Origin of the sequence: Sulfitobacter sediminilitoris, from assembly GCF_010667575.1 — a bacterium.
Classification (GTDB): Bacteria; Pseudomonadota; Alphaproteobacteria; order Rhodobacterales; family Rhodobacteraceae; genus Sulfitobacter; species Sulfitobacter sediminilitoris.
The window spans coordinates 29,933-51,432 of sequence record NZ_JAABNT010000018.1; the positions used below are offsets into that span (position 1 = coordinate 29,933).

At 57.6% G+C, this 21,500-nt stretch carries 15 protein-coding genes and 1 pseudogene; 7 read left to right on the plus strand and 9 right to left on the minus strand.

Features of this window, described 5'->3' with window-relative positions; genetic code table 11:
* Window positions 1–143: 143 nt before the first annotated feature.
* On the minus strand, window positions 144–3,320 hold the full coding sequence (locus GV827_RS19685; protein WP_164355526.1) for an ATP-binding protein: 3,177 nt from the start codon (window positions 3,318–3,320) through the stop codon (window positions 144–146).
* A gap of 706 nt (window positions 3,321–4,026) precedes the next feature.
* Here GV827_RS19685 and GV827_RS19690 point away from each other — a divergent pair.
* The gene (locus GV827_RS19690) at window positions 4,027–5,301 is read left to right on the plus strand and encodes an adenylate/guanylate cyclase domain-containing protein (protein WP_164355527.1); all 1,275 of its coding nucleotides are present in this window, start codon (window positions 4,027–4,029) and stop codon (window positions 5,299–5,301) included.
* Window positions 5,302–5,367: 66 nt separating this feature from the next.
* Entirely contained in the window at window positions 5,368–7,215 is a 1,848-nt protein-coding gene (locus GV827_RS19695; RefSeq protein WP_164355528.1) for an adenylate/guanylate cyclase domain-containing protein, read from the plus strand.
* Window positions 7,216–7,692: 477 nt separating this feature from the next.
* Here the strand turns inward: GV827_RS19695 and GV827_RS19700 are convergent, their stop codons facing one another.
* The 7 genes and pseudogenes from GV827_RS19700 to GV827_RS19730 form a co-directional block, all read right to left on the minus strand.
* Window positions 7,693–9,264 carry an alpha/beta fold hydrolase gene (locus GV827_RS19700; protein ID WP_235930493.1) on the minus strand — a complete coding sequence of 524 codons (1,572 nt, stop codon included), beginning with the start codon at window positions 9,262–9,264 and terminating at the stop codon, window positions 7,693–7,695.
* Between the two features lie 470 nt (window positions 9,265–9,734).
* A complete protein-coding gene (locus tag GV827_RS19705) occupies window positions 9,735–10,928 on the minus strand; it encodes an IS91 family transposase (RefSeq protein WP_164355529.1) in 1,194 nt (397 codons plus the stop codon).
* A gap of 13 nt (window positions 10,929–10,941) precedes the next feature.
* Window positions 10,942–11,802, minus strand: a pseudogene (locus GV827_RS19710) (tyrosine-type recombinase/integrase).
* A 337-nt stretch (window positions 11,803–12,139) separates the two neighbouring features.
* The gene (locus GV827_RS19715) at window positions 12,140–13,666 is read right to left on the minus strand and encodes a sulfatase-like hydrolase/transferase (protein ID WP_164355530.1); all 1,527 of its coding nucleotides are present in this window, start codon (window positions 13,664–13,666) and stop codon (window positions 12,140–12,142) included.
* A complete protein-coding gene (locus GV827_RS19720) occupies window positions 13,663–15,240 on the minus strand; it encodes a tripartite tricarboxylate transporter permease (protein ID WP_164355531.1) in 1,578 nt (525 codons plus the stop codon). Before GV827_RS19720 ends, GV827_RS19715 begins: the two co-directional genes overlap by 4 nt.
* A complete protein-coding gene (locus GV827_RS19725) occupies window positions 15,240–15,779 on the minus strand; it encodes a hypothetical protein (protein ID WP_164355532.1) in 540 nt (179 codons plus the stop codon). The genes GV827_RS19720 and GV827_RS19725 overlap by 1 nt, the downstream gene beginning before the upstream one ends.
* Before the next feature lie 28 nt (window positions 15,780–15,807).
* Window positions 15,808–16,758 carry a tripartite tricarboxylate transporter substrate-binding protein gene (locus GV827_RS19730; protein WP_164355533.1) on the minus strand — a complete coding sequence of 317 codons (951 nt, stop codon included), beginning with the start codon at window positions 16,756–16,758 and terminating at the stop codon, window positions 15,808–15,810.
* Window positions 16,759–16,840: 82 nt separating this feature from the next.
* Here GV827_RS19730 and GV827_RS19735 point away from each other — a divergent pair, with 82 nt between their 5' ends.
* The 5 genes from GV827_RS19735 (at window position 16,841) to GV827_RS19755 (ending at window position 20,707) form a co-directional block, all read left to right on the plus strand.
* Complete coding sequence (locus GV827_RS19735; RefSeq protein ID WP_164355534.1) at window positions 16,841–17,305, plus strand: MarR family winged helix-turn-helix transcriptional regulator; 465 nt, start codon at window positions 16,841–16,843, stop codon at window positions 17,303–17,305.
* A complete protein-coding gene (locus GV827_RS19740; protein WP_164355535.1) occupies window positions 17,302–18,735 on the plus strand; it encodes a sulfatase-like hydrolase/transferase in 1,434 nt (477 codons plus the stop codon). The genes GV827_RS19735 and GV827_RS19740 overlap by 4 nt, the downstream gene beginning before the upstream one ends.
* On the plus strand, window positions 18,732–19,580 hold the full coding sequence (locus tag GV827_RS19745) for an MBL fold metallo-hydrolase (protein WP_164355536.1): 849 nt from the start codon (window positions 18,732–18,734) through the stop codon (window positions 19,578–19,580). Before GV827_RS19740 ends, GV827_RS19745 begins: the two co-directional genes overlap by 4 nt.
* Window positions 19,581–19,589: 9 nt before the next feature.
* The gene (locus GV827_RS19750; protein ID WP_164355537.1) at window positions 19,590–19,874 is read left to right on the plus strand and encodes a YciI family protein; all 285 of its coding nucleotides are present in this window, start codon (window positions 19,590–19,592) and stop codon (window positions 19,872–19,874) included.
* 128 nt (window positions 19,875–20,002) lie between these two features.
* Window positions 20,003–20,707 (plus strand): IS6 family transposase, encoded by a 705-nt coding sequence (locus GV827_RS19755; RefSeq protein ID WP_164355538.1) that lies wholly within the window; start codon window positions 20,003–20,005, stop codon window positions 20,705–20,707.
* A 217-nt stretch (window positions 20,708–20,924) separates the two neighbouring features.
* Here GV827_RS19755 and GV827_RS19760 read toward each other — a convergent pair whose 3' ends face one another.
* A complete protein-coding gene (locus GV827_RS19760) occupies window positions 20,925–21,401 on the minus strand; it encodes a hypothetical protein (RefSeq protein WP_164355539.1) in 477 nt (158 codons plus the stop codon).
* Window positions 21,402–21,500 lie beyond the last annotated feature (99 nt).

Below are 21,500 nucleotides of genomic sequence, written 5' to 3' on the forward strand. Positions count from 1 at the left end.
ACCCGGCTACGGCTCATTTTCCAGAGGGTAAGGACATCCACTTCTCGATTCACGCTAAAGCGAGACCGACTGGAAGTCGGTCGGTTTGCTCCACGGCGTGGATACTAACATATTGTCGCGCTTGCAGGCCAACTGACAATGACTCAAAGGCCTTCGATGGCGGCTTCGGCTCGGGCCAGGAGCAAGACTGCGCCCTGAGCGCGGGCGTCAGCCGCAGCTTGTTCATAGGCTTTGGCCGCAGCAGCACTGTCGCCTTGAGAGCGGCTGATGTCCCCAAGGATGCGATGCAATTCCGGTATGGCCCACCTCTCGCCGCAGACCTCTGCCTCAGCCAACCCGCGCTTGACAGCCGCCTCTGCACCTGCGGCATCACCCGCGCGAAGTTGGGCCTTAGCCTGCTCCGCGAGGAACAGAGGCGCCCAGAGCCAGCAACCGGTAGCTCGATAATCTTTCAGCGCCGCGTCGACTCGCGCGGGACCGTCAGCCTCATCGGCCATGCAGGAAGTGACCGCCTCGAAAATCCAAGCGTAGAGCTTCCATAGTGACATGTCGTGCTCTATCGCGACTTGGCGCATTTCTTCGGTCACCTTGCGCGCGCGCGAGATGTCGCCTTCCCATAAGGCCAACGTGATATCGTGCAGCCCAGCATAGCAAAACGTATTGGCGTGGTTCAGGTGGCGCGCCAATTCCATTGATCGGTCAGCCACCACAAGCGCCCCCTCACGGTCACCGCACATCCACATGGCGAGATGCATGTAGCACCAAATTTGCACGCCAGGGTCCTGCGCAAATTTGGTAGCAAAATCCGTGATCTCTGCCTGCTGGTAGAGATCATAAGCAACTTTCAGGTCTTCTAGCGCTTCTGGCGAACGGCCCATAGAGATCAGCGTGGCCGCCCGCATGCGGCGCGATATCAGACGGGGGATCAGTTCGGCTTCCCCCGACATCGCTTCGACCAATCTGTTTGCAGTCTCATAGGCTTGGTAGAGGCGGTTGCCGATATATGGTGCGATCCAGGCGCCATAGTAGATTGCAACGCGAAGTTCGGCGCTGTCTGTCGCGGCTATCCGCTGCATCGCCTTGCCGAAGGCTTCCGAAGCTTCAGCCGAGGCGTAGCCTTCCTTCGCGATATACACTTGGGCAATTTGCACAAGAAGCTCTAGCTCCCGCTCGCGCCACACGGGCTCGTCCAACAGGCCACCGACCTCGATAAGTGCCGTCTTTAGATGGTTTGCTGCCTCGTCGTAAGCAGGCCGCGCTTGCGCCTGCGATCCAGCCTTAGACCAAAACTCTGCCGCCTTTTCTGTCAATCCCGCCTGAGAGGCGTGATAAGCAGTCAATTCGGGCGCGGCATTCTCGGCCTCGAAGACTTCCACAAGACGGGCATGAATGTCCTGTCGTCGGCGCTTGAGCAGACTCTCATAGGCGACGTCACGCACCAGTGCGTGCTTGAAGACGTAGCTGGCGTCCGGAGGGGCGCCTCGCCGGAAGACCAATTCGCTTTGTTCAAGCTGAACCAGTGCATCGTCAAGCGTCTGCTCACTGACACCGGCAATCTTTTCAAGTGCAGCGCGGTCGAAGTTTCGCCCGATGCAAGCGGCCATCTGCGCAACCTCCTTAATTGGCTGAAGGCGGTCGATTCTCGCCATAAGGGAATCATGCAACGTCGCAGGGATGGTCACTCGGCTTAGGGGACCGGTAAGTTCATAGGCAGTCTCCGTCTCGCGCAAATCGCCCGATTCAAGGATCGTTTTGGTCATCTCCTCGATGAACAGTGGGACCCCGTCGGTGCGGGCGATGATCTCTGCTACAAGCTCCGGGGGAAGGCTCTTACCCCTGGCAATACGCGACAATACGGCTGCTGTCTGCTCTGATCCTAACCTGTTCAGCGTCAGCTTGCTCACGATTGGGTGGCCGCCAAACCCGTGAACGAAGCTCGGTCGCCCAGTGATCAAGAGCATGGCCCGCTCGCCGGTAATGCGGTCGAGGCAAGCTTCCAGCATTGCGAGTGTGGACGGATCAATCCAATGCGCATCTTCCACCACCATGAGCACCGGCTTCTCGCGGGCCAGCGCGCGTACCTCTTCCGAGGTCTCGGACATAATTTGGTTCCGGGTTTGCTGCGGCGTAAGGCCAAGCGGACCCAACTCCGCTTCCAGGTCAATTTGCAGAAGCTCAGCAATGATCCTCGGATCAGCATGACGCAGGTTCGTCTTTAGCTTTTCGAACTTGTCTGTGGGGCTATCAGTCTCGCTCAACCCCATCGCATGGGTGAGTTGCTGGATCACCGGGTAAAAACTTGAGTCCGAATGATAAGGCGAACAATGATAACTGATGCGGTAGTGTTCGCCCTGCGCGATTTCTTCAATCGCCGCACGTGTAAGGCGCGACTTCCCGATGCCAGCCTCGCCAGTCAGAACGACAACCTGGCCCTCGCCGTCGCACGCGCGCCGCCAACGCTCGATGATCAGCCCAAGCTCATGGTCGCGACCGATGAGCGGTAATGTCGGGTCAGGCGTGCCTTCCTCAAAACGTGTTGTGAGGCTGCGTTCAGCATCAACCTGCCAGGCGGTGACAGGATGCTCTACTCCTTTGATATTGAACGAACCTAGCTCAACGATCTCAAAATCCGCACCAAGAAGTTGCCGCGTGTTGTCCGCAATGATGATGCGCCCAGGATCGGCCAAGGTCTGTAACCTTGCCGCAAGATTTGGCGTGTCGCCAACCACCGCCTCCTCCTGCGCGGCTCCTTCCCCAATAAGGTCACCGACCACGACCAGCCCGGTTGCCGCACCAATCCGCACGGTCAGATCACGCCCGTCCGGTGCCTTAATGACCTGCATTGCCTCAAGGATCTCCAGACCGGCCCTCGCCGCGCGCTTTGCGTCATCCTCATGCGCACGAGGCCAGCCAAAGTAGCAGAGTACTCCGTCGCCCATATATTTGGCCACCTGACCCTCATAGCGCGTTACTACCCCTGCGACCGTATTTTGGTAGCTGGTAATGACATCGCGCATGTCCTCCGGGTCGAGGCCCGCAGAAAGCTCCGTAGAGCCGACCAGATCAACAAACATCGTCGTCAGGTGCCGCCGCTCCGCGCCTCCGCCAGTTCGCGCTAATTCTGTCTCAGTTATCGTTTCTCCAGCGCCTGCTTCCAACGCGGCGCGCAGCCGCTTCCGAGCGCCGAGAGACAGGCCCAACTCGCGCATGTCCTCGTCTGTGAGGTCAAACAAGATGTCGAGATCGATCTCATGCTCTGTCAGCGTCTCTTCCAGGGAGCTGAGTTTGCGAGACGATAGCCATCTGGAAAGATTCGACATCGCTTCAAGGCTCCCGGTCAAGAGTTACGAAAGCATATTCAACCCATCCCGCGCAAATAGCAAAGGTGTTTGATTGGATCGTCGTTTTGGAAGCCGATCTGCCGTCTATGGATGGATGCAGGATGCACAACTTGCAACCCGATATCCATGAGTACAGGAGCGATTTGATGATGTCCGGTCCGGGCTCAGAGCGGACTTGCGGCGGCGCAGCGGGGTAAGCTTGGACTGCGCTCCGTAAGCGGCCATTCCCGAAACACAGAAAATTCAACGCTTTCAGCGGCGTGCCCCGATCCCCGGACATTCGGTTGTTCGGATCAGTCGTTGGTCTACAGACCCCGGAACGACGGCTGTGAGCCCTTCTACGACGTTCATGATCTGTACAAAATCCGTCGCGAAGGGCGGATTCCGGACCTTCTCTGCACCCGCGAGCCACATTAACCCAGAAGCGAAAAGCAGACCTTCAGAAAACAGGGTATCCGCGCGCTATTCTGCACCGCCGCAAGTCGGCAATGAGCCCAGTCTTGACATTGATTGGACAATGCAGTCGGCGATCAAGAACGCAGAGTTGCGTTGCTGAGGCTTACTGTGGAACAGTCGTAGAAATTAACATCAAAGCAATAGTAGGTTTCATGAAAGAAAGTTCGCTCACTTTGGCCCTCCAGTCCTAAGTCAATGGATGTTTAGCAAGACTCTGAAGGCGGATCAGATGCAGCCGCAGATCATGGCCGCTGAACGCGAAGCTCAATTCTTCTCCGCATTTGCAAGACTTATAGTTGTCTCGATAGCAATCACGATCTTTCTGATTGCTGGAGGCACGCGCCTGCCTGTCGCTCCTGTGGTACTGACCTATTTGGTCTCTTACGGGACCATTTCGGTCATCTCAGCCGTCTTTTCAATGAAGAGGTTCTTTCGTCCGTGGTTGAGCCTCATTTTCACCGCGGTTGACGGAGTTTCACTAGCCCTTTTGATCGGATTTGCGCTGACTGTGACTGGATCATCGATGTCGCTGCATGCTGCGGTACCGGGATACATATTTTTCTTTTCGATACTGATCCTGGCAACGATGCGTTACACGGTCGGACCAACGATAGTGGCGTGCATCAGCTTCTCGGCTACGTTGTGGCTGTTTTCAGCATTCGCAACTGGAGATGCCGAGATGAGCAAGGCAAGCGTTGCAGCATCGGTGGACCCTGCGTTCTTCTTTGGACCGGTTCAGAATGCGGCGCGATGGGGTTTTGTTGGGATCGCGACCATTTTGTCAGTCTTAGCAGTTTTTCGTCGCCGAAAGACGCTGGAGGCTGCGATCTCGTCCACCATCAAAACGGCGAACTTGTCTCGCTACTTTCCAAAACGCATTGCCAGTCTTGCAGCCGAACAAGGCATTGAAGCTCTTTCTGCCGGAAGGCAGCAAAATGCAGCTGTTGTGTTTGTTGATGTAAGAGCATTTACCGGGATGTCGGAGACAATGTCTCCAGCCGAGCTCAGCAATTTCCTCAGCGACTTCCGTTCAATGGTTTCGAACGACGTCGACAGGCATGGTGGATTTGTCGAGAAGTTCATCGGCGATGCTGTCATGGTTGTGTTTGGTGTGCCGGACGAGACCACCGGCTGCGAAGCCAGAGCTGTCGAATTTGCGCGCGCTATCCTGCATAGCGTCGCCACTTGGAACCAAAGGCGATCCGACGGTGCCGCGTCTGCACTTGCCGTGACGGTCGGAGCTCATGCGGGTGTTGTTTTTGCAGGCGCTGTAGGGGCGCACGACCGGATGGAATTTACGGTATTGGGCGATGCAGTGAACATCGCAGCCCGTCTTCAGGAAATTGCCAAAGCTACGGACACGGGCTTAGTCGTGTCACGGGATCTCTTGGTGCGCTCTGGAGCTTTGGCGAACCGCCCTCATGAATGGAAAGAGCTAGCAGGCGGTAAGATACGTGGTCGCATAGGCGAAGTTGCCGCACTCGAATACGTTGGCTTCTCGTGATAATAATCATATGCGTTACAGACGTTCCAAAGTAATACTACCGCATGATCCAACCGGTTGGCTTGCATGACTGAAGAGAGAATTGAACGTCGACTCGCAGCAGTCTTCGCAGCCGACATTGTAGGTTATTCTGGTCTAATTGAGCGCGACGAAACAGGGACCCGCGCACGATTGAACGCAGCATTTGACAAGATTATTGCTCCGGCGCTCGAACGTCATCGGGGGCGCCTATTCAAGACGATGGGTGATGGGTTTCTTGCCGAGTTCGCCTCAGTGGTCGATGCCGTCGATTGCGCTGGGGTGATCCAGAAAGACTTTTCGGATAAGAGCGAACTGGTCCTGCGGATAGGGATTAATTTGGGCGACGTGATCGCTGAAGGCGATGATCTGCATGGCGACGGGGTCAATGTCGCCGCGCGGATTGAGGCGTTAGCGGAACCCGGAGGCATCGCAATCTCGCGCTCGGCCAGAGATCAGATCCGAGACAAGCTGAGTGTGACGCTGCACGATCTGGGAGAGATCGAGGTGAAGAACATCTCTCGCCCGGTTCGCGTGTTTAGTGTCGGGGAACCGGGTAGTGCTCCTGCCGCTCAGACACGGACCGTGACACGACGGGTGCCACGATGGGTCCTTGTCGCCGTTTCGGTGTTTACTCTGCTATTCGGCGGCATACTGGCCTATGATCGAATGCGGCCTGCAGATGTCGAGGCTGCGTCGCTGTCGCGGATGCAGCTGGTGCTGCCTGAAGAACCATCTGTCGCGGTTCTACCGTTCATGTCGCTATCCAGCTCGGAAGACGACGTTTTGCTCGCGCGCGCCGTGAGCGAAGATCTGACCCGTAGCCTTGCACGCGTCAGGGGCCTATTCGTGATCGCGAGCAGTTCCACCGAACGTTATCGCGGACAGACGACCAGCCCCGCGACAATTGCGGAGGAGCTTGGCGTGGCGCAAGTCGTACGTGGAACATTGCGCCGCTTCGGTGAGCGAGTGCGCATCGATGCCGAGTTGATAGACGCCTTGTCTGGACGCATTGTGTGGAGCGACCGCATCGAGCGTGCCTCCGAAGATGTGTTCGATCTGCAGGATGCACTTGTCACGCAGCTTGCCCGACAATTGTCAGAAGACCTAGAGCGTGTACAAGACCCGCACCGCTTTACAGAAAATCCGGAAGCCTTTTTGCTTTGGGCACGCGCTGATGAGGCAAGTTGGGTCAACACGCCGGTTTCCTACGAAAGCGCGCGCGCTTTGGCGCGACAGGCGTTGGCCGTGGATCCCGATTTCGTCAGAGCTAAGGCCCTGCTCGGCTTTGTCGAAACGCAAACCGGATACTTCCGGGTTGCAGATGATCCGCAAGCTGCTTTGGAGAGGGCACTCGAAATTGGCCGTGAGGTTGTCCGGCTGGCTCCGGATGATTGGTATTCACGTCAAGTTCTCGCGCAAACACTTTTGAACCTGCGCGATTACGAAGGTGCGCTTGTGGAGTTCAAGCGCGCGATGGAGCTGGAACCGGCCCACCCGCATCTATTGACCCGATCCGCTTTGGCATTGGTTTTTCTTGGCCGCGGTGCAGAGGCAGAAGAGTTACTGAATCTATCGGTGCGTTTGAACCCTTATCACAACTGGCTGCCAGACCAATTGCTAGGGCAGTCCATCTATCTGCAGGGTCGCTACGACGAAGCGCTAGAACATCTCGAAATCGCGCGATCCAAGAACCCAAAGTTTATCGGGAACCTCTGGTGGCGCGCTGCGACTTACGGGCAGCTTGGACAGGATGACAAGGCGCGCCAAACGGTCTCTGCAATCCTGGCGCGCACGCCCGGCGCCAGCATCTCTACAAGCTTCATCCAGATCACTGACCCTGTCGGTCAGGAGCGCTTCCAGAAAGGTCTCCGAGCAGCAGGCCTTCCAGAGTAACACTATGTTGGTCCAATCTGAAGCGCGTTTGAAAGACGCTTCAACTTGGCGGGTCTGCGCAGTATCTGTGTTCGGTAGCGTATCCGCCCCCCAGTTGCAGCTACGCCTGCATTGCTGCGCCATGTACGAAGGTCCGGTTCGGGGAGGAAAGTTGATCAGTTTGCCAGGTCTACGAATGTCGGGAATGGGCCGTTCGCCCCAGTTCGAGCGGGAACGCCGAAGTTCAGCAAAGTCCGCATCTGAGACATCGATCGTCTCCGCAGCGAATGGCCGAAGTTATTAAGAGCGGTTGTTGTGCGCAAAAGCGGACTTTGCCGCGCCGCGAGTTAGGCATGAATGACTGCTGACAGCGGCTTTGAGGTCATCCGATAGAAAGACTCGGATGTTTCAGCAGAGCCCTGAGCGGAAGCTTTTGAGCGCTAATCTGACGGGGAAAGCTTGCCAAAGAAGGTTCCTGAATACGGCATTATCTTTGCGCTAAGACTGTTGGAGGGTATGAGCCCGAATGAACGGCAACGCATGTTCGAAGAACTGATCAAAATCCGGCATTCCTTCAGTCAACATGTGATTGTTCCCTGGCAGCTCGATGAACTCAGCCCCTGGAATTGTGCGAGCGATCAGTCGGCCTTCCTCAACAGGTGCACGGCGATCTCCACGCGCATGCAAGACCAAGGTTGGAACCCTGAGCCCCTCTGCTTGATCTTTGAAATCGAAATTGGACAGCATATCAAATAGGCGAAGTGCATCCCCCGTGTCAGTGGCAACACGCTGAAGCTCGTCGAACATCGATAAGGTTCCTGCGTCGCAGTCTGGGGCAAAGCCAGAGGTGAAGAAGTGCCTGTATATTGGATTTGGCGATCCCCAGCCGTCTTCAATCATCTGACGGCTTAGATTGTAGAACTTCTCCTGCTCAGGGCATTTTCTGGCCAGTGATCCCCGCAGATAGCCTCCAAGAAAGACGATGCACGTAACTTTCTCCGGATAGCGCGCTGCATAATCGACGGCAAAACCAGCGCCTTGGCTTGCAGCAAAGAGTGCGAAACGGTCCAAGCCTGCTGCCGCCACCACTGCCTCCATGTCTTGCCGTATGGCCGCTATGGAGATGTTTGTGATATGACGGTCCGACAAACCGTTCCCGCGTTGATCGAACCGATGATAGGCAGTCGCCTTCGCAAAACGGTTAATGAATGGACCAAACAGAGGGTTGTTCCACTCATATTCCAAATGGCTCATCCAATGAGGTGCTCTGAGTACTGGGGCTCCTTCTCCTACCCTAGCCCAGGCAATCTGCGTTCCGTCTTCCGAACTACAAAACCGGACCTTCTGTCCCTGCGACAACACCGGACTTTCGAGTTGTTTTGGTTGGTTCATTGCCCACTGCCAGACCCGGATCGGTCTCGAGATGTTCTTGATCCTCTGACTACCTAGGTCGCGGAATGTTTCATTAAGTCCATCGGAAATGGTTTGATGAACAATATCCGAAATACATACTCCGCCAGGTTCGGCTAGGCTTTCGAGACGGGCTGCCACATTTACACCGTCACCGAACATGTCGTCGCCATCAAATATTACATCACCAATATTGATGCCGACGCGATATTGGATGCGGTTGTCTGCATCATGGCTTTCTTCGCGGCCAGCCATGCCAATCTGGATGTCAATTGCACAGCGGGCAGCATCCCGCGCTGACGCGAACTCAGCAATCATGCCATCACCGGTTGTCTTTACGATCCTGCCACGATTTCTTTCAATTTCTGGGTCGATCAACTCGCGCCGGTGCTGTTTCTGCCGATTCAGAGTGTTGATCTCATCACGCTCGATCAGGCGAGAGTAGCCGACCATATCAGCGACTAAGACCGCTGCCAGCCTGCGTTCCATCTTTGACCTCCAAGTCTCAGCTTCGCATCGCAAGCTTAGCAGACTGTGGTCTTTTTCGTCAGAAAAGAAACTCGACAGCAGGACAGTTGCTACCAATCCGCCTCGGAATTGAATACATTCAAGACCTTTAAAGTCAGGTTTGTCCGCTTCTGAGACATCGGACGCAGTCATAACGAGTGGCCGGTGTTGGCAAAGGCGGTCGTTGCGGTGCGAAAGCGGACGTTGCTGCGGCATGGGTTAGGCATCAGTAGCCGCTGACGGCAACTTACCAGTCATCTGATGAAAAGAGTCAGATGACCCAAGCGATGAAGGTTTTTCGATGCGGGCCATTGTGCGCGTTATCGGCTGGGGGTGACTGTGGCCCGCGTTGACAAACCTCTCAGGGAGGAAGCCGCGGGGTCTGGGTGCGGCCTATGGGGAAAGAGCGCGGTCGTCTGAGATTGTGGTCGGCACTGATGCGTTGGCGCGGGTATTGTGGGCGGCCGATTCCAGGTTTTGCCCGAGGCTTTGGTCAGCCTTCAACCCGGAAACGAGCCGTTTTGCGCCGTCCTTGCGACTTTCCGGACCGCTACAGACAGGCGGGCTCGGCCGGTGTTGCTGAAGCAACCGGTCTGCGGTGGATGGGATGAACGGGCAGTCGGTCATGCGGCCTGTTTCCTCGGTGGAGCGCGGGATCGTGGGGTCTCGCCGCGCCGGAATGTCTCAATGATGCGCATGGGGTCACCGCATTCCGGGCAGGGTTCACGCAGGGTAAGCGGGACGATCTCAGCAGCGGATGCGTCGTCCTGCACGCCCGCTTCCGCGCCGAGCAATGTGCGGATCTTTACGATGTTGGTTTTGCGGGCGGCGCTGGCGAGCTGGCCGTAGTGGCGGATGCGGTGGAAGCCGTCGGGGAGAACATGGATCAGGAAACGACGGATGAACTCATGTGTGGCCAGTCGCATGACCTTCATCCGGTCGCCCCGCTTGATGCGGTAATCCTTCCAGCGGAACGCCACGCTGTCGGCATCGGCACTGACCAGGCGGTGGTTCGAGATGGCGACGCGGTGAGTGTAGCGGCTGAGATAGGCCAGCACGGCCTCGGGGCCGCCAAAGGGTGGTTTGGCATAGACCACCCATTCGGCTTTGCGCAGCGGAGCGAGATAGCTGGCAAAGGCCTCGGCATCCTCCAGGCTGTTCAGATCGCCGAAGAAGGCAAGCTGCCCGGTGTGATGCAGCGCCATCAGCCCATTGATGAACAGGCGCCGGAACAACCTGGATAGGACGCGCACCGGCAGAAAGAAACCGGGGCGGCAGGCGATCCACCTTGTGCCGTCCGGCGAGAGCCCGCCGCCCGGCATGATCATATGCACATGCGGGTGATGCGTCATTGCCGAGCCCCAGGTGTGGAGCACGTTGGTCATGCCGACGCGTGCACCGAGGCGCTTGGGATCGGCGGCGATGGTCGTCACCGTCTCGGCTGATGCCTTGAACAAGAGGCCGTACATTGCTCGCTTGTTCCAGTAGGCGATGCGGGCGATCTCGGCTGGCAGCGTGAAGACGAGGTGGAAGTACTCCACGGGCAGCAGATCCTCAGACCTTGCCGCCATCCAATCCCTTGCTGCCGGTCCCTGACACCTTGGGCAGTGCCGGTTTTTGCAGCTGTTATACGCGATGTGCTGGTGATTGCATTTGGTGCAGGCCGCCACATGACCACCGAGCGCCTCGGTCCGGCAGGCTTCTATGGCCGACATGACCTTGAGCTGCGAAAGGCTCAGATGCCCTGCATTGGCCCGGCGATATCCAGGGCCGTGGCTTCGAAAGATGTCGGCAACCTCCAGCGTGTGCCTTGGCACGCCGCCGCACCTGTCAGGTCACGTCCTGCATATGCTCATACGGGCTGGCGACATTGCGCAGCGTCTTGGTGGCCACATGGGTGTATCGCGCCGTCGTGGTCAGCTTGGCATGGCCCAAGAGCACTTGGATCACCCGTACATCCGTGTCGGCCTCCAACAGATGCGTGGCAAAGCTGTGCCTGAGCGAATGCAGCGTCGCAGGCTTCTTGATCCCGGCCATCGCCTTTGCCGAGTTGAAGGCGCGGTTCAGAGACCGGGGCGACAGAGGTTCAACCCGGCTTTGGCCCGGAAACAACTACCCTTGCGGACGTGCCTCGCGCCAATAGTCGCGCAGCAGCGCCAACAGAGACGGCGACAGCATCACATCACGATCCTTGCCGCCCTTGCCGCGCTCGACATGGATCAGCATCCGGTCGCTGTCGATATCCCGCACCTTCAGATTGGTGACCTCAGAGGCCCGGAGCCCCGCGCCATACCCGATGCCCAAGGCCGCGCGGTATTTGAGACCCGGCCCCGGTGCCGAAGCCAGCACCGCCGACACCTCCTCGAAGCTCAGCACAATCGGCAGCTTCCGCGGCTCTGTGCGGAACTGCATGTACTTCTTCATATCCTCCCGATCGCAGGTCATGCCAAAAAAGAACCGCAGCGCCGTGATCCGGGAATTGTAGACCGAAGGCGTGACCTCAGTATCGGTCATGTGAAGCTGATATGCGCGCAACTCATCGGGCGTCGCCGTGTCCGGCGAACGTCCAAGAAACGCAGTGAAGTCCTTGAGTGCCCGGATATGCGCCTTCTGCGATGTCTCGGCCAACCCCCGAATGCGCATGTCCTCGATCATCCGCGCGCGCAGCGGGCTCATCTTCTCATGTGTCATGGAAACCTCCTGTCCGATTGAGAAACCCCAATCGTCAGGCAGGTCCGTTATATCGCAAAGTTGGCGCCACGCTGGAATGGATCACGACGGCGGCAACACGCGCCAATGCCGCGAGAGCGGCTTAGTCCACGAGCCCATTTCCGACGGCTATCCTATGCGCGGCATCGGTCAACGAGGGCAGAAAGCGGAACTTAGTGGTAAATGCGAGCCTGAAGGCTTCGAAGCGGACGCCATATGCTCCAAAGTGAAGCACCTGAAAAGAAAATCACGCATATCTCGCTTTGAGCACCGCACGCCTCTAGGCTAGCTGGAATGGCTCGACAATCATTGAACCAACTTATGCTGTTCCGACGGGCGTGCCATCGGGCCGGGTATCGTTGGGACGCGTGGAAATATAACCTTCAAGAGCTCTGCGAATGTCCGCCGCTTCGGGCGCGTCGAAAAGGTTCACCTGCTCATCAGGGTCGGCGACAAGATCATAGAGCTCACCCGCGCCAGAGTTTAGATCGACGGTCAGTTTATGCGTGCGGGTGCGCACGGTGCGAAGTTCAAGCGCAACACCGACCCGCCCGGGTAGCAAACCCCATTCATTCAGCGCGAAATCGCGGGTGGCGATGTCCGTCTCTAGAAGGGGGCGCAGGCTTGATCCATGTTGGGTCTGCAAGGGTGTGGCCGAACCATAGTCATAGAATGTCGGTCCCAGGTCCAGCGTCGAGACCGGTTGATCGACTGCGACGCCCGCTTGTATGCCGGGGCCGCGCACGATCATAGGCACGCGCAGAAGGCCTTCATAGTGCATAGGGCCCTTCAGGATCAGACCATGATCGCCGAGCCAGTCACCGTGGTCCGAGATATAGATCACGATGGTATTCTCAGCCAGCCCGGCCTCCTGCAGGGCGATCATCAGACGTCCAACTTGGTGGTCGATAAAGGCGATCTGGCCATAGGTGTTGGCGATGATCTCGCGCAGCTGGTCATCTGTCTGCGGCTGGATGCGCGAATAGGCCTTCCGGATATCGGCAAACTTCGGATCGGCGGGCTCACCTTCCATCGCGGCCTCATGCCACCAGGGCTTGCCTGCGTAGCTGCGGGTGCGGTTCTTCGGCAGGTCCACGTCCTCAGGCTTGTGCAGCCAAGACCAGGGTTCAGGGCAGTCAAAGGGGTGATGCGGATCGGGAAAGCTGACCCAGGTGCAGAAGGGCTTATCCGGGTCGCGCCCGTGTTTCAGCCATTCGATCGTGCGGTCGGCGGTCCAGGGCGTGTTGTGCCAGGCCACGGGCAGGCGCGAGTGCCAGACCTGTGCGGCATTCTTGGTGTCGCCAGCGTTCTCCCACATCAGCTTGGTCTTTTCGTCGCCACGGCCGTCCATGTGATAGAAGCGCTCGTAGTGTTGGCCTGCGGGCGGCTTTTCCGGTGCCCACCAGTTGTGTCCTACCAGCATCAGCTCGAGATGCTGGAACCCCATGTAGGGCCCGTTCCAATCCGCACCGTATTGCGCGGAGGACCGCAGGCATTCCGGTGTGCCCGTAGGCTCGTAGGTGTGATAGGTCGAAAAGTGCGCCTTGCCGAAAAAGCTTGTCTGGTAGCCCGCCGCCGCCATAGCCCCCGCCCAGCCCTTCTCGCCCACCTCCGGATCAAGGTCGATGCCATTGTCGTGCACACCATGGGTGCGGCACAGCTGTCCCGTCAGGATGGAAGCCCGCGCGGGCTGGCACACGACCGAAGGGGTGATGCAGGAGGTGAAATGCGTGGCCTCCGCCGCCAACTGATCCAGGTGCGGCGTCTTGATGTTGCGTCCCATGAACCCGAAACAATCTGCGCGTTGTTGGTCTGCCGACACTAGAAGAATGTTGGGGCGTGTCATCGGGCAGTGCTCCTGAGACTGTAGATCACGACGCCGATCGCCAGCAGGATGAAGACCAGTGCGATTGGACTGTTGAAAAGGAAGAAGGGGTCCGCGCCGGTTGCCGCGAATGCTTGCCGCGCCGTGGCTTCAAGGTTTCCGCCCAGAATGAAGGCGATGACGAAGGGCAGCGGCGACATGCCCACACGGCGCATGATGTAGCCGAGAAACCCGCAGAAAATGGTAATCCAGACCGCAACCATGGAAGTTTCCTGCACGTAGATCGCGGTGAGAGTCAGCAGCAACACGATGGGCAAAAGCCGCGCCTTGGGGATGCGCGCCATAACGCCCACGACCCGCATAAAGATGCCGCCGATGGTCCAGTTGAAGCCATTCGCCACGAACATCGTTGTGAATAGCCCGAAGGCCATGACCATTTCCGGATTGAGCGCGCCGTCCCCGATCCCGCCGTCCAGCCTAAATACTGAAGGGCCGGGATTGAAGCCACCGATAGAGTCCATGGCAAGGATCAGAAAGACCGCCGCCGCGTTGCCTGGGATGCCTAATGACAAGACCGGGATGAGGTTGGCGCCAGAGACGGAGCTGTTGGCAGCTTCGGTCGCCGCGATGCCTTCGGGCGCACCTTCGCCAAATTCAGGGTCGCTAGCTGATTTCTTGATCGCATAGCGGCGTTTTGCGGTCGTGTAACCGAGTGTTGCTGCGAGGGTGGAGCCAATACCCGGCAAGGCCCCGATGCAGGTGCCGATGACAGCGGAACGACCGATGTAGGGAAAGAGTTTGCGCAGCTCCAAGAACTCAACCTTGCTTTCTTGGACGTTCACACCGGTCTGCGCTTTAGCCGATCTGTCGTCCAGATAGATGTCCTCAAGTGCCTTGAAAACTTCGCCCAGAATCAGCACGCCCAGAATGGCAGCGGCAATCGGGATGCCTTCGGACAGGGACGGCTGCCCCATGGTCAGGCGTGGATAGAAGTCCTCTCCGGTGGCGACCATTGCGGCCAGAAGTCCGAGACCCATCGAGATGATCCCTTTCCCGACCGACCCGCCGATCACGGAAGCAATGAAGGCCAGCGACAGGATCAGCAGCGCGGTTTTCTCGGGCAAGTCGAGATAGCTTTCGACCATGATCGCAAGGAAGGGGGCGCAGACTACCAGCACAATGTCCGAAAAGGTATCACCGGAGGCCGACGCGAAATGCGCCACCCTCAGAGCTTTGCGTGCCTCGCCCTTTTGCGCCAGCGGATAGCCGTCGAGCGTTGTCATATAAGCGTCGGGTGTGCCGGGTGTGTTAAAGAGGATCGCGGGCACAGCACCCCCCACGGTCGCCCCCTTCATGATGCCGATCAGGAAGCCCAGCACCGGCAGCAGCGCGTCGTTCGAGAACCCGAAGATCGAGATCAGGATCGGCAGGGAGATGGCCATGGCCATCGGACCCGCCAGCCCCGGTGTGGCGCCCACGGTGATGCCCAGAAGGAACCCACCCAGAACCATTAGTATGGTGAGCGGTACGCCCAGTACCGGGTCGGACTGGAAAACCGCCAATACACCCGCGATGACATGATCCCAGATGCCCATCAAAGGTCTCCGTTAGGGGGCAGGATCAGATCGTCAAAAGGCAAGTCATAGGCCAGGGCGATCAACAGGGTCGCGGCAAAACCAATGGCGAAGTCCTTGAGAGACAGGCGGCGCGTTGTAAGCCCGGTCAGTCCACCAATCATGACTGTGCCGCCCAACAGAAAACCGATGTACTTCCAGGGCAGTGACGCCCGTAGCGGGCGATAGCCGCTCTCAGTCCAAGCCGCGGCCAAGGGGCCCGCGTAGCGCATCAGGACGAGAGAGACTGTGAACAGACCAAGAAGGCATGCACACCAGATGACGTTCGCGCGGGTCAGCGCCCTGCCGTTCGCAGGCCGCAGCAGACCCAGTGCTGCGCCAAGCGCGATGGCTACAGCTGCCACGGTGGGTGCAAGGGCGTCACCGATGACAAATTTACGGCGGACCTTTTCGACCAACCCGGTGCCTGTGTCCAAGGGTATCCAGACAAAGATGAGGATTAGCGCAAAGCCCAAAAAGAAGAGGGCCAGCCAAATGTCCGCAGAGTGTCCGGGTTTCATAGGCTGGCCCTCTCCAGGGTCTGAAGGGCTACTGCGCCGCTTCCATCAAAGCGCCAGCGGCCTCGAAGTCGGACTGGAACAAGGCGTCAAGCTCTGCACCCTGGATGTTGACGGGTCCACCAAAGGCCTTGGTGATCATTCCATTAGCCTTGCCTGAATTGGTGGATTCGACAATTGCTGCGGTAAGCGCCTCCCGCGCAGCAGGGTCCATGCCTGCTGGTGCCACGAAGACGAAATAGCCATCGGCGTTGAACGACACACCGAGGTCGGCAAAGGTCGGGGCGTCCGGCGTCTGCTTAAGCGGTTCGGAAAGGGCGGACGCAAGGTTGACCAGATCGCCCGAGGCGACGCCCTTGCCCTGGATGCCGGCCATGAAGCCAAGGTCCATGTCACCCGCCTGCACACCGTTCATGACGGCCTTGCCGCCCCTGACCTGCACAATATTGAACTCGACGCCATGCGCCTCACCGAGCAGGTAGGCGAGATCCGAAAGCTTGGGGGACATGGTGCCAAAGCGCAGCTCACCTTCTTTGGCAGCCGCGATCATGTCTTCGAAGGACGTCCAGCCTTTTTCAGCCTTGGCCACGACGCCCATCTGGAAGCCCGCAGTTGTGGTCAGGCCAGTGAAATCGGACGGGGAGATACCGGCGCCCTTGGCAGCGGCAGCATTGTAGCCAATCGACTCGGTCACGACCATTGCAATCGCCGTCCCATCGGCAGGCATTTCCTTGAGCGCTACCAGCGCGTTCACGCCACCCTTGCCGGTGACCTGCTCTGGTACGATCTCCCAACCGGTTGCCGCTTGCAGGTCTTCAGCGATCAAGCGCGCGTGCGTGTCGGCACCGCCACCTGCAGCAAAGGCGATCATCATCTTGATCGGGCCTTCGGGTTTCCAGCCATGCCCCTCCGCAAGTGCGGATGTAACGGATGCGATCGACAGGATCGCTGCAGCAGCTGTCGCCTTCAAAAAGGTCGTCATGTTTGTTCCTCCCGTTTTTTGTTGAAGCAGAGGAATCCACAAATTAGTTGACCTGTCAAATTATTTCATGAACCTTGGGCGCATGAACAAACACATCGCCTCCAGCTTTCGGACTCCATCGTCCTTTGTGACCTTCCGCTTTGCGCGGCTACAAAACAGCCTGAACGCACAGGCCACCTTTCTGCTGAGATCCAAAGCGGACCTGTCCCTTGTAGAATGGCGCCTCATCCAATCACTTCGCATGTTCGAGAACGCTTCAATGACAGAGCTTTCGGGTCACGTCCAAATGGACAAGGGCCAGCTTAGCCGCAAGATCAGTGCGATGGTGAAGAAAGGGTTGCTGCGGGTCGAGAAGGACAAGCACGACCAGCGGGTGCAGCATCTTCACCTGACCGAAAAGGCCCAACGCCTGAGCGACCAGATGATGCCCACAATGGAGGCGAGACAGACCTTGCTTTTGGCCGATGTTCCAGAAGACGACCTCGCGACCTTTTACCGGGTGCTTGAGAAGATCGAAGAGGCTTCGAAGATCAGGGATATCGAATGACCAAATCTAATCTGCTCGTCATAATGTCTGATGAACATCAGGCGCGCGCAATGGGGTGTGCGGGCCATCCCTTCGTTCAAACGCCGAACCTCGATGCGCTTGCAGCGCGAGGCACACGCTTTACCAGCGCGTACACGCCCAGCCCGATCTGCGTTCCCGCACGGGCAAGTTTCGCCACCGGGCTTTATCCCCACCAGACGCGACTATGGGATAATGCTATGCCCTATGATGGGTCGATCCGGGGTTGGGGGCATGCACTGCAGGAAAAGGGCATACCGGTCGAAAGCATTGGCAAGCTACACTATCGCGCCGAGGGCGACCCGGCCGGGTTCGATATCGAACATATTCCCATGATGGTGGCGGGTGGTGTCGGCATGGTTTGGGCAAGTATCCGAAAAGAGGACGAGCGTATTCTGGGTCCAAAGCGCATGTTGGGCGACTACATCGGACCGGGCGACAGCAAATACACCGAATATGATGCAGCTGTCGTCAAACGGACCAAGGACTGGATCGCGGATCACGCCGCAGACAATCAGCCGTGGTGCCTTTATGTCGGTTTGGTGGCACCGCATTTCCCCCTGATCGTGCCGCAGGAATTTTTCGATCTATACCCTCCACACATGTTGCCACCGGCAAAGCTGCACCCTGATAACGGGCATCCACGCCACCCATGGATCGAGAAACAGAACGCGTTCATGGACAGCGAAGCCAAATTCACGGACGAGAATGAGAGGCTTGCCGCAATGTCCGCGTACTATGGCCTTTGCACTTGGCTGGATCATAACGTCCGACAAATTCTGGACGCGCTTGATCGGGCGGGACTGACCGACACCACCACGGTCGTCTACACGTCCGATCACGGCGACAATGTGGGGGCGCGCGGTCTCTGGGGCAAGTCGAATATGTACGAGGAAAGCGCTGCCGTACCGATAATCATGGCGGGTCCAGATGTGCCTGTAGGTGTCTGTGATAGCCCTGTCAGCCTGCTCGACCTGTCAGCCACGATCGCAAAGCATTTCGATGCTGAGATTGATACTGCGGACGGGGTTACCGACCTGGCAGTGCTTATCAAGCGGCCCACCGATAAGGAACGCGTCGTCTTTGCGGAGTATCACGCGGCGGGTGCAGTTTCGGGGGCGTTCATGCTGCGCAAGGGGAACTGGAAGTTGATCCGCTATGTGGGCTTTCCGGATGAGCTATTCGATTTGGAAAACGACCCCGAAGAACTTAAAAACCGGGCCAGCGATCCGTCATGCGTAGCGATCCTGGAGGATCTGCATACCGAATTGCTCAAGATATGCGATCCGGAACAGACTGACGCACAGGCGTTCAAGGATCAGGCCGCCTTGATCGAGCGCCACGGCGGACGCAAGGCCGCCCTCGCCCTTGGCGCGCCGGGGGCAACACCACCTCCTGCGGTGGCGCAATGAAACTTACGATCCTTGGCTCAGGTTCACCCGAAGCCTACGCGAGGCGTGCCTCTAGCGGCTATCTGGTCGAGATCGGCCGCGACCGCATCCTCTTCGATTGCGGCGGCGGCGTTTTTGACAATCTCCTGCGGTCCGGACGGCTCCCCTCAGACATCACGCATATTATCTTCAGCCACCTCCACTCCGATCACATGATGGACTACGCCCGCTTGGTTCATGCTGCCTGGGATGAAGGTGGCGCGCCCATTCAGGTCTACGGGCCCGCCCCGATCAAAGCCATCACTGACGGCTATTTCGGTCCCGAAGGTGTGCTATCCCATGACCTGCGCGCCCGCACCGAATTGCCCCAAAGCCAGGAAGTCTGGCTTGCCCGTGGCGGCACCCTACCACGCCCTTGGCCCGAACCAGTGGTGCGCGAGATCACACCCGGCCAGATGATGAAGGGTGACGGATGGCAAATCCAATCCTGCCAAGCGCCACATGCGCAGCCGTTTCTTGAATGCATGGCATTCTCGTTGACAACTGCAGACAAGAAATTCGTCTATTCAGGCGACGCAGGCCTTTGCCCGGCGGTAGAGACAATTTGCCAGAATGCCGACTTTCTGTTGCACTGGTGCTACCGGCTGGATGGCGAGGATGTGAACCCCAAGATGGCGGCCACGACACCAACTCCTTCGGAAATCGGTGCCATGGCCAAGCGGGTTGGCGCGCGCGCATTGATGCTCACCCATTTCCGGAAGCACATGGATGAACCTAAGCGTTTTGACCGCGCGATCCAAGCTGCCTCAGACACCTTTGGGCGAAGTGTAACCATCGCCGAAGACCTGCAACTGATTCAGATATAGGCCAAGCAAGTGAACCACTGGATTGTATTGTTCAGAGATACCCCGGATATGCTCAGTGTAAGGGAGAAGCACTTCGCAAATCATGTCGCCTACCTGACCGCACACACAGAGATCTTTGTCGAGGGAATGTCATTGTCCGACGAAGAAGATGCCGATCCAAAGGGAGGTATGTGGATCGTACAGGCTGTGGACAGGGACGACATTGTAGGGCTGATCGAAGGAGACCCAATGTATCAATCTGGCCATCGTACCTATGAGATATACGCCACCGGAAAAGTGCTGTCCCTCGGATAGGCGGCTCACCTTGGCGGCCCAGAGATGTTGCCGCTTTCCAGGTCTCAGCTGAGTCCGAGAGCACTCAGCGAGGCACTGTCAGAGCAAACTGGCTTGAGACGGGCCGGGCGGGTTTGTAGCCTCCGTTTATGACCAAATCTGACCCATTTCGCTACTTTAAAGCGAGCCGAGAGATGATCCGCCTGGCGGTTATGATGTACGTTCGTTTTCCTCTGTCCCTTCGCAATGTCGAAGATCTCCTGCACGAACGGGGCATCGATGTCAGTCATGAAGCCGTACGATTTTGGTGGTATCGCTTTGGGCCGATGTTCGCCAGTGAGATCCGGAAACGGCGGATCGAGGCCATGAAATCCAGCCGATGGCGTTGGCACCTTGACGAGATGTTCGTCAAGATCAACGGCGAGAGACACTATCTTTGGCGAGCTGTCGATTACGAAGGCGAAGTTCTGGAAAGCTACCTCACAAAGACGCGAGACAAGAAGGCTGCGTTAAAATTTCTCAAGAAAGCAATGCGTAAGCATGGTTGCCCGGAAGTCATAGTCACGGACCTGTTGCGCTCATACGGTGCCGCGCTGAAGGAGATCGGTGCATCTGGCAGGCAGGAAACAGGTCGCTGGCTGAATAATAGGGCAGAGAATTCACATCTGCCGTTTCGACGACGGGAGAGAGCGATGCTTCGTTTCAGGCGCATGCGAAGTTTGCAGAAATTCGCCGCCGTCCATGCCTCAATTTACAACCTGTTCAATTGGGAAAGAAGCCTTCACTCACGATCCAATTTCAAACTCAACCGCGCCGTTGCTCTGGCCAAGTGGCGTGGTCTCGGCACGAAATAACAGACAGTCTCACTGTCCTTCTGAAGGCTGGTTCAAATTAGTCTGCTAGCACCCGCGGCAAAGTCCGCTTTTGCCCGCAACTACTGCTCTCACCAATTTCGGCCATTCGCTGCGGTTGTGCTTGATGTCTCAGAAGCGGGACAGAGCGGCCATTCGACGGATCAACGATCAAGTATGATGCAAATCGGAAAACTGCAATGCGCCCTAGCCGACGTGGCTAGTCTTTCGGCCAGTTAGCGACGCCGCTGACCGTTAATTCCCGTGAACCTGAGATCGATTCCGTGGTTTGAGAATAATGGCCACGACCGCTGATGCCTTCGTGCTTTCCCGACCCGCCAATAAAGTGCCACGTTCCGAAAGCAGCACCTGGAGCAATATCATCAACCGTCCAAGCCTGTAGGACTTGGTCACCGTCGAGATCTGTCAACACACAGTTCCCTGTGCCGTTCGGGCGACCCATCAGGATTGTCGTCGCACCGAAGCATCGCATGGTCATGCCCTCTAGGAGCGTGCCCCCAAGGCCCTCAACCCGATCCAACGTTGATCCGCTCCTGACGACCATCAGCTCTCCTGACAAAGCCTCAAAGAATTGCTCCGTCTTTCCATAGGCGATGAAATCTACATCGAAAGACTGTGCCTGAGCGGGAGCTGAGAGCATGTGTAGAGCGGCGAATGAAACAAGGATTCTTTTCAAAAGCGGTTTCCTGAGAAATAGTGGCGCAAGGTCCAGCCTAGAGACTACTTGACCTAGGATGACCTATCGAAGAGGAGATGTCCAATCAGCGCGACCGGC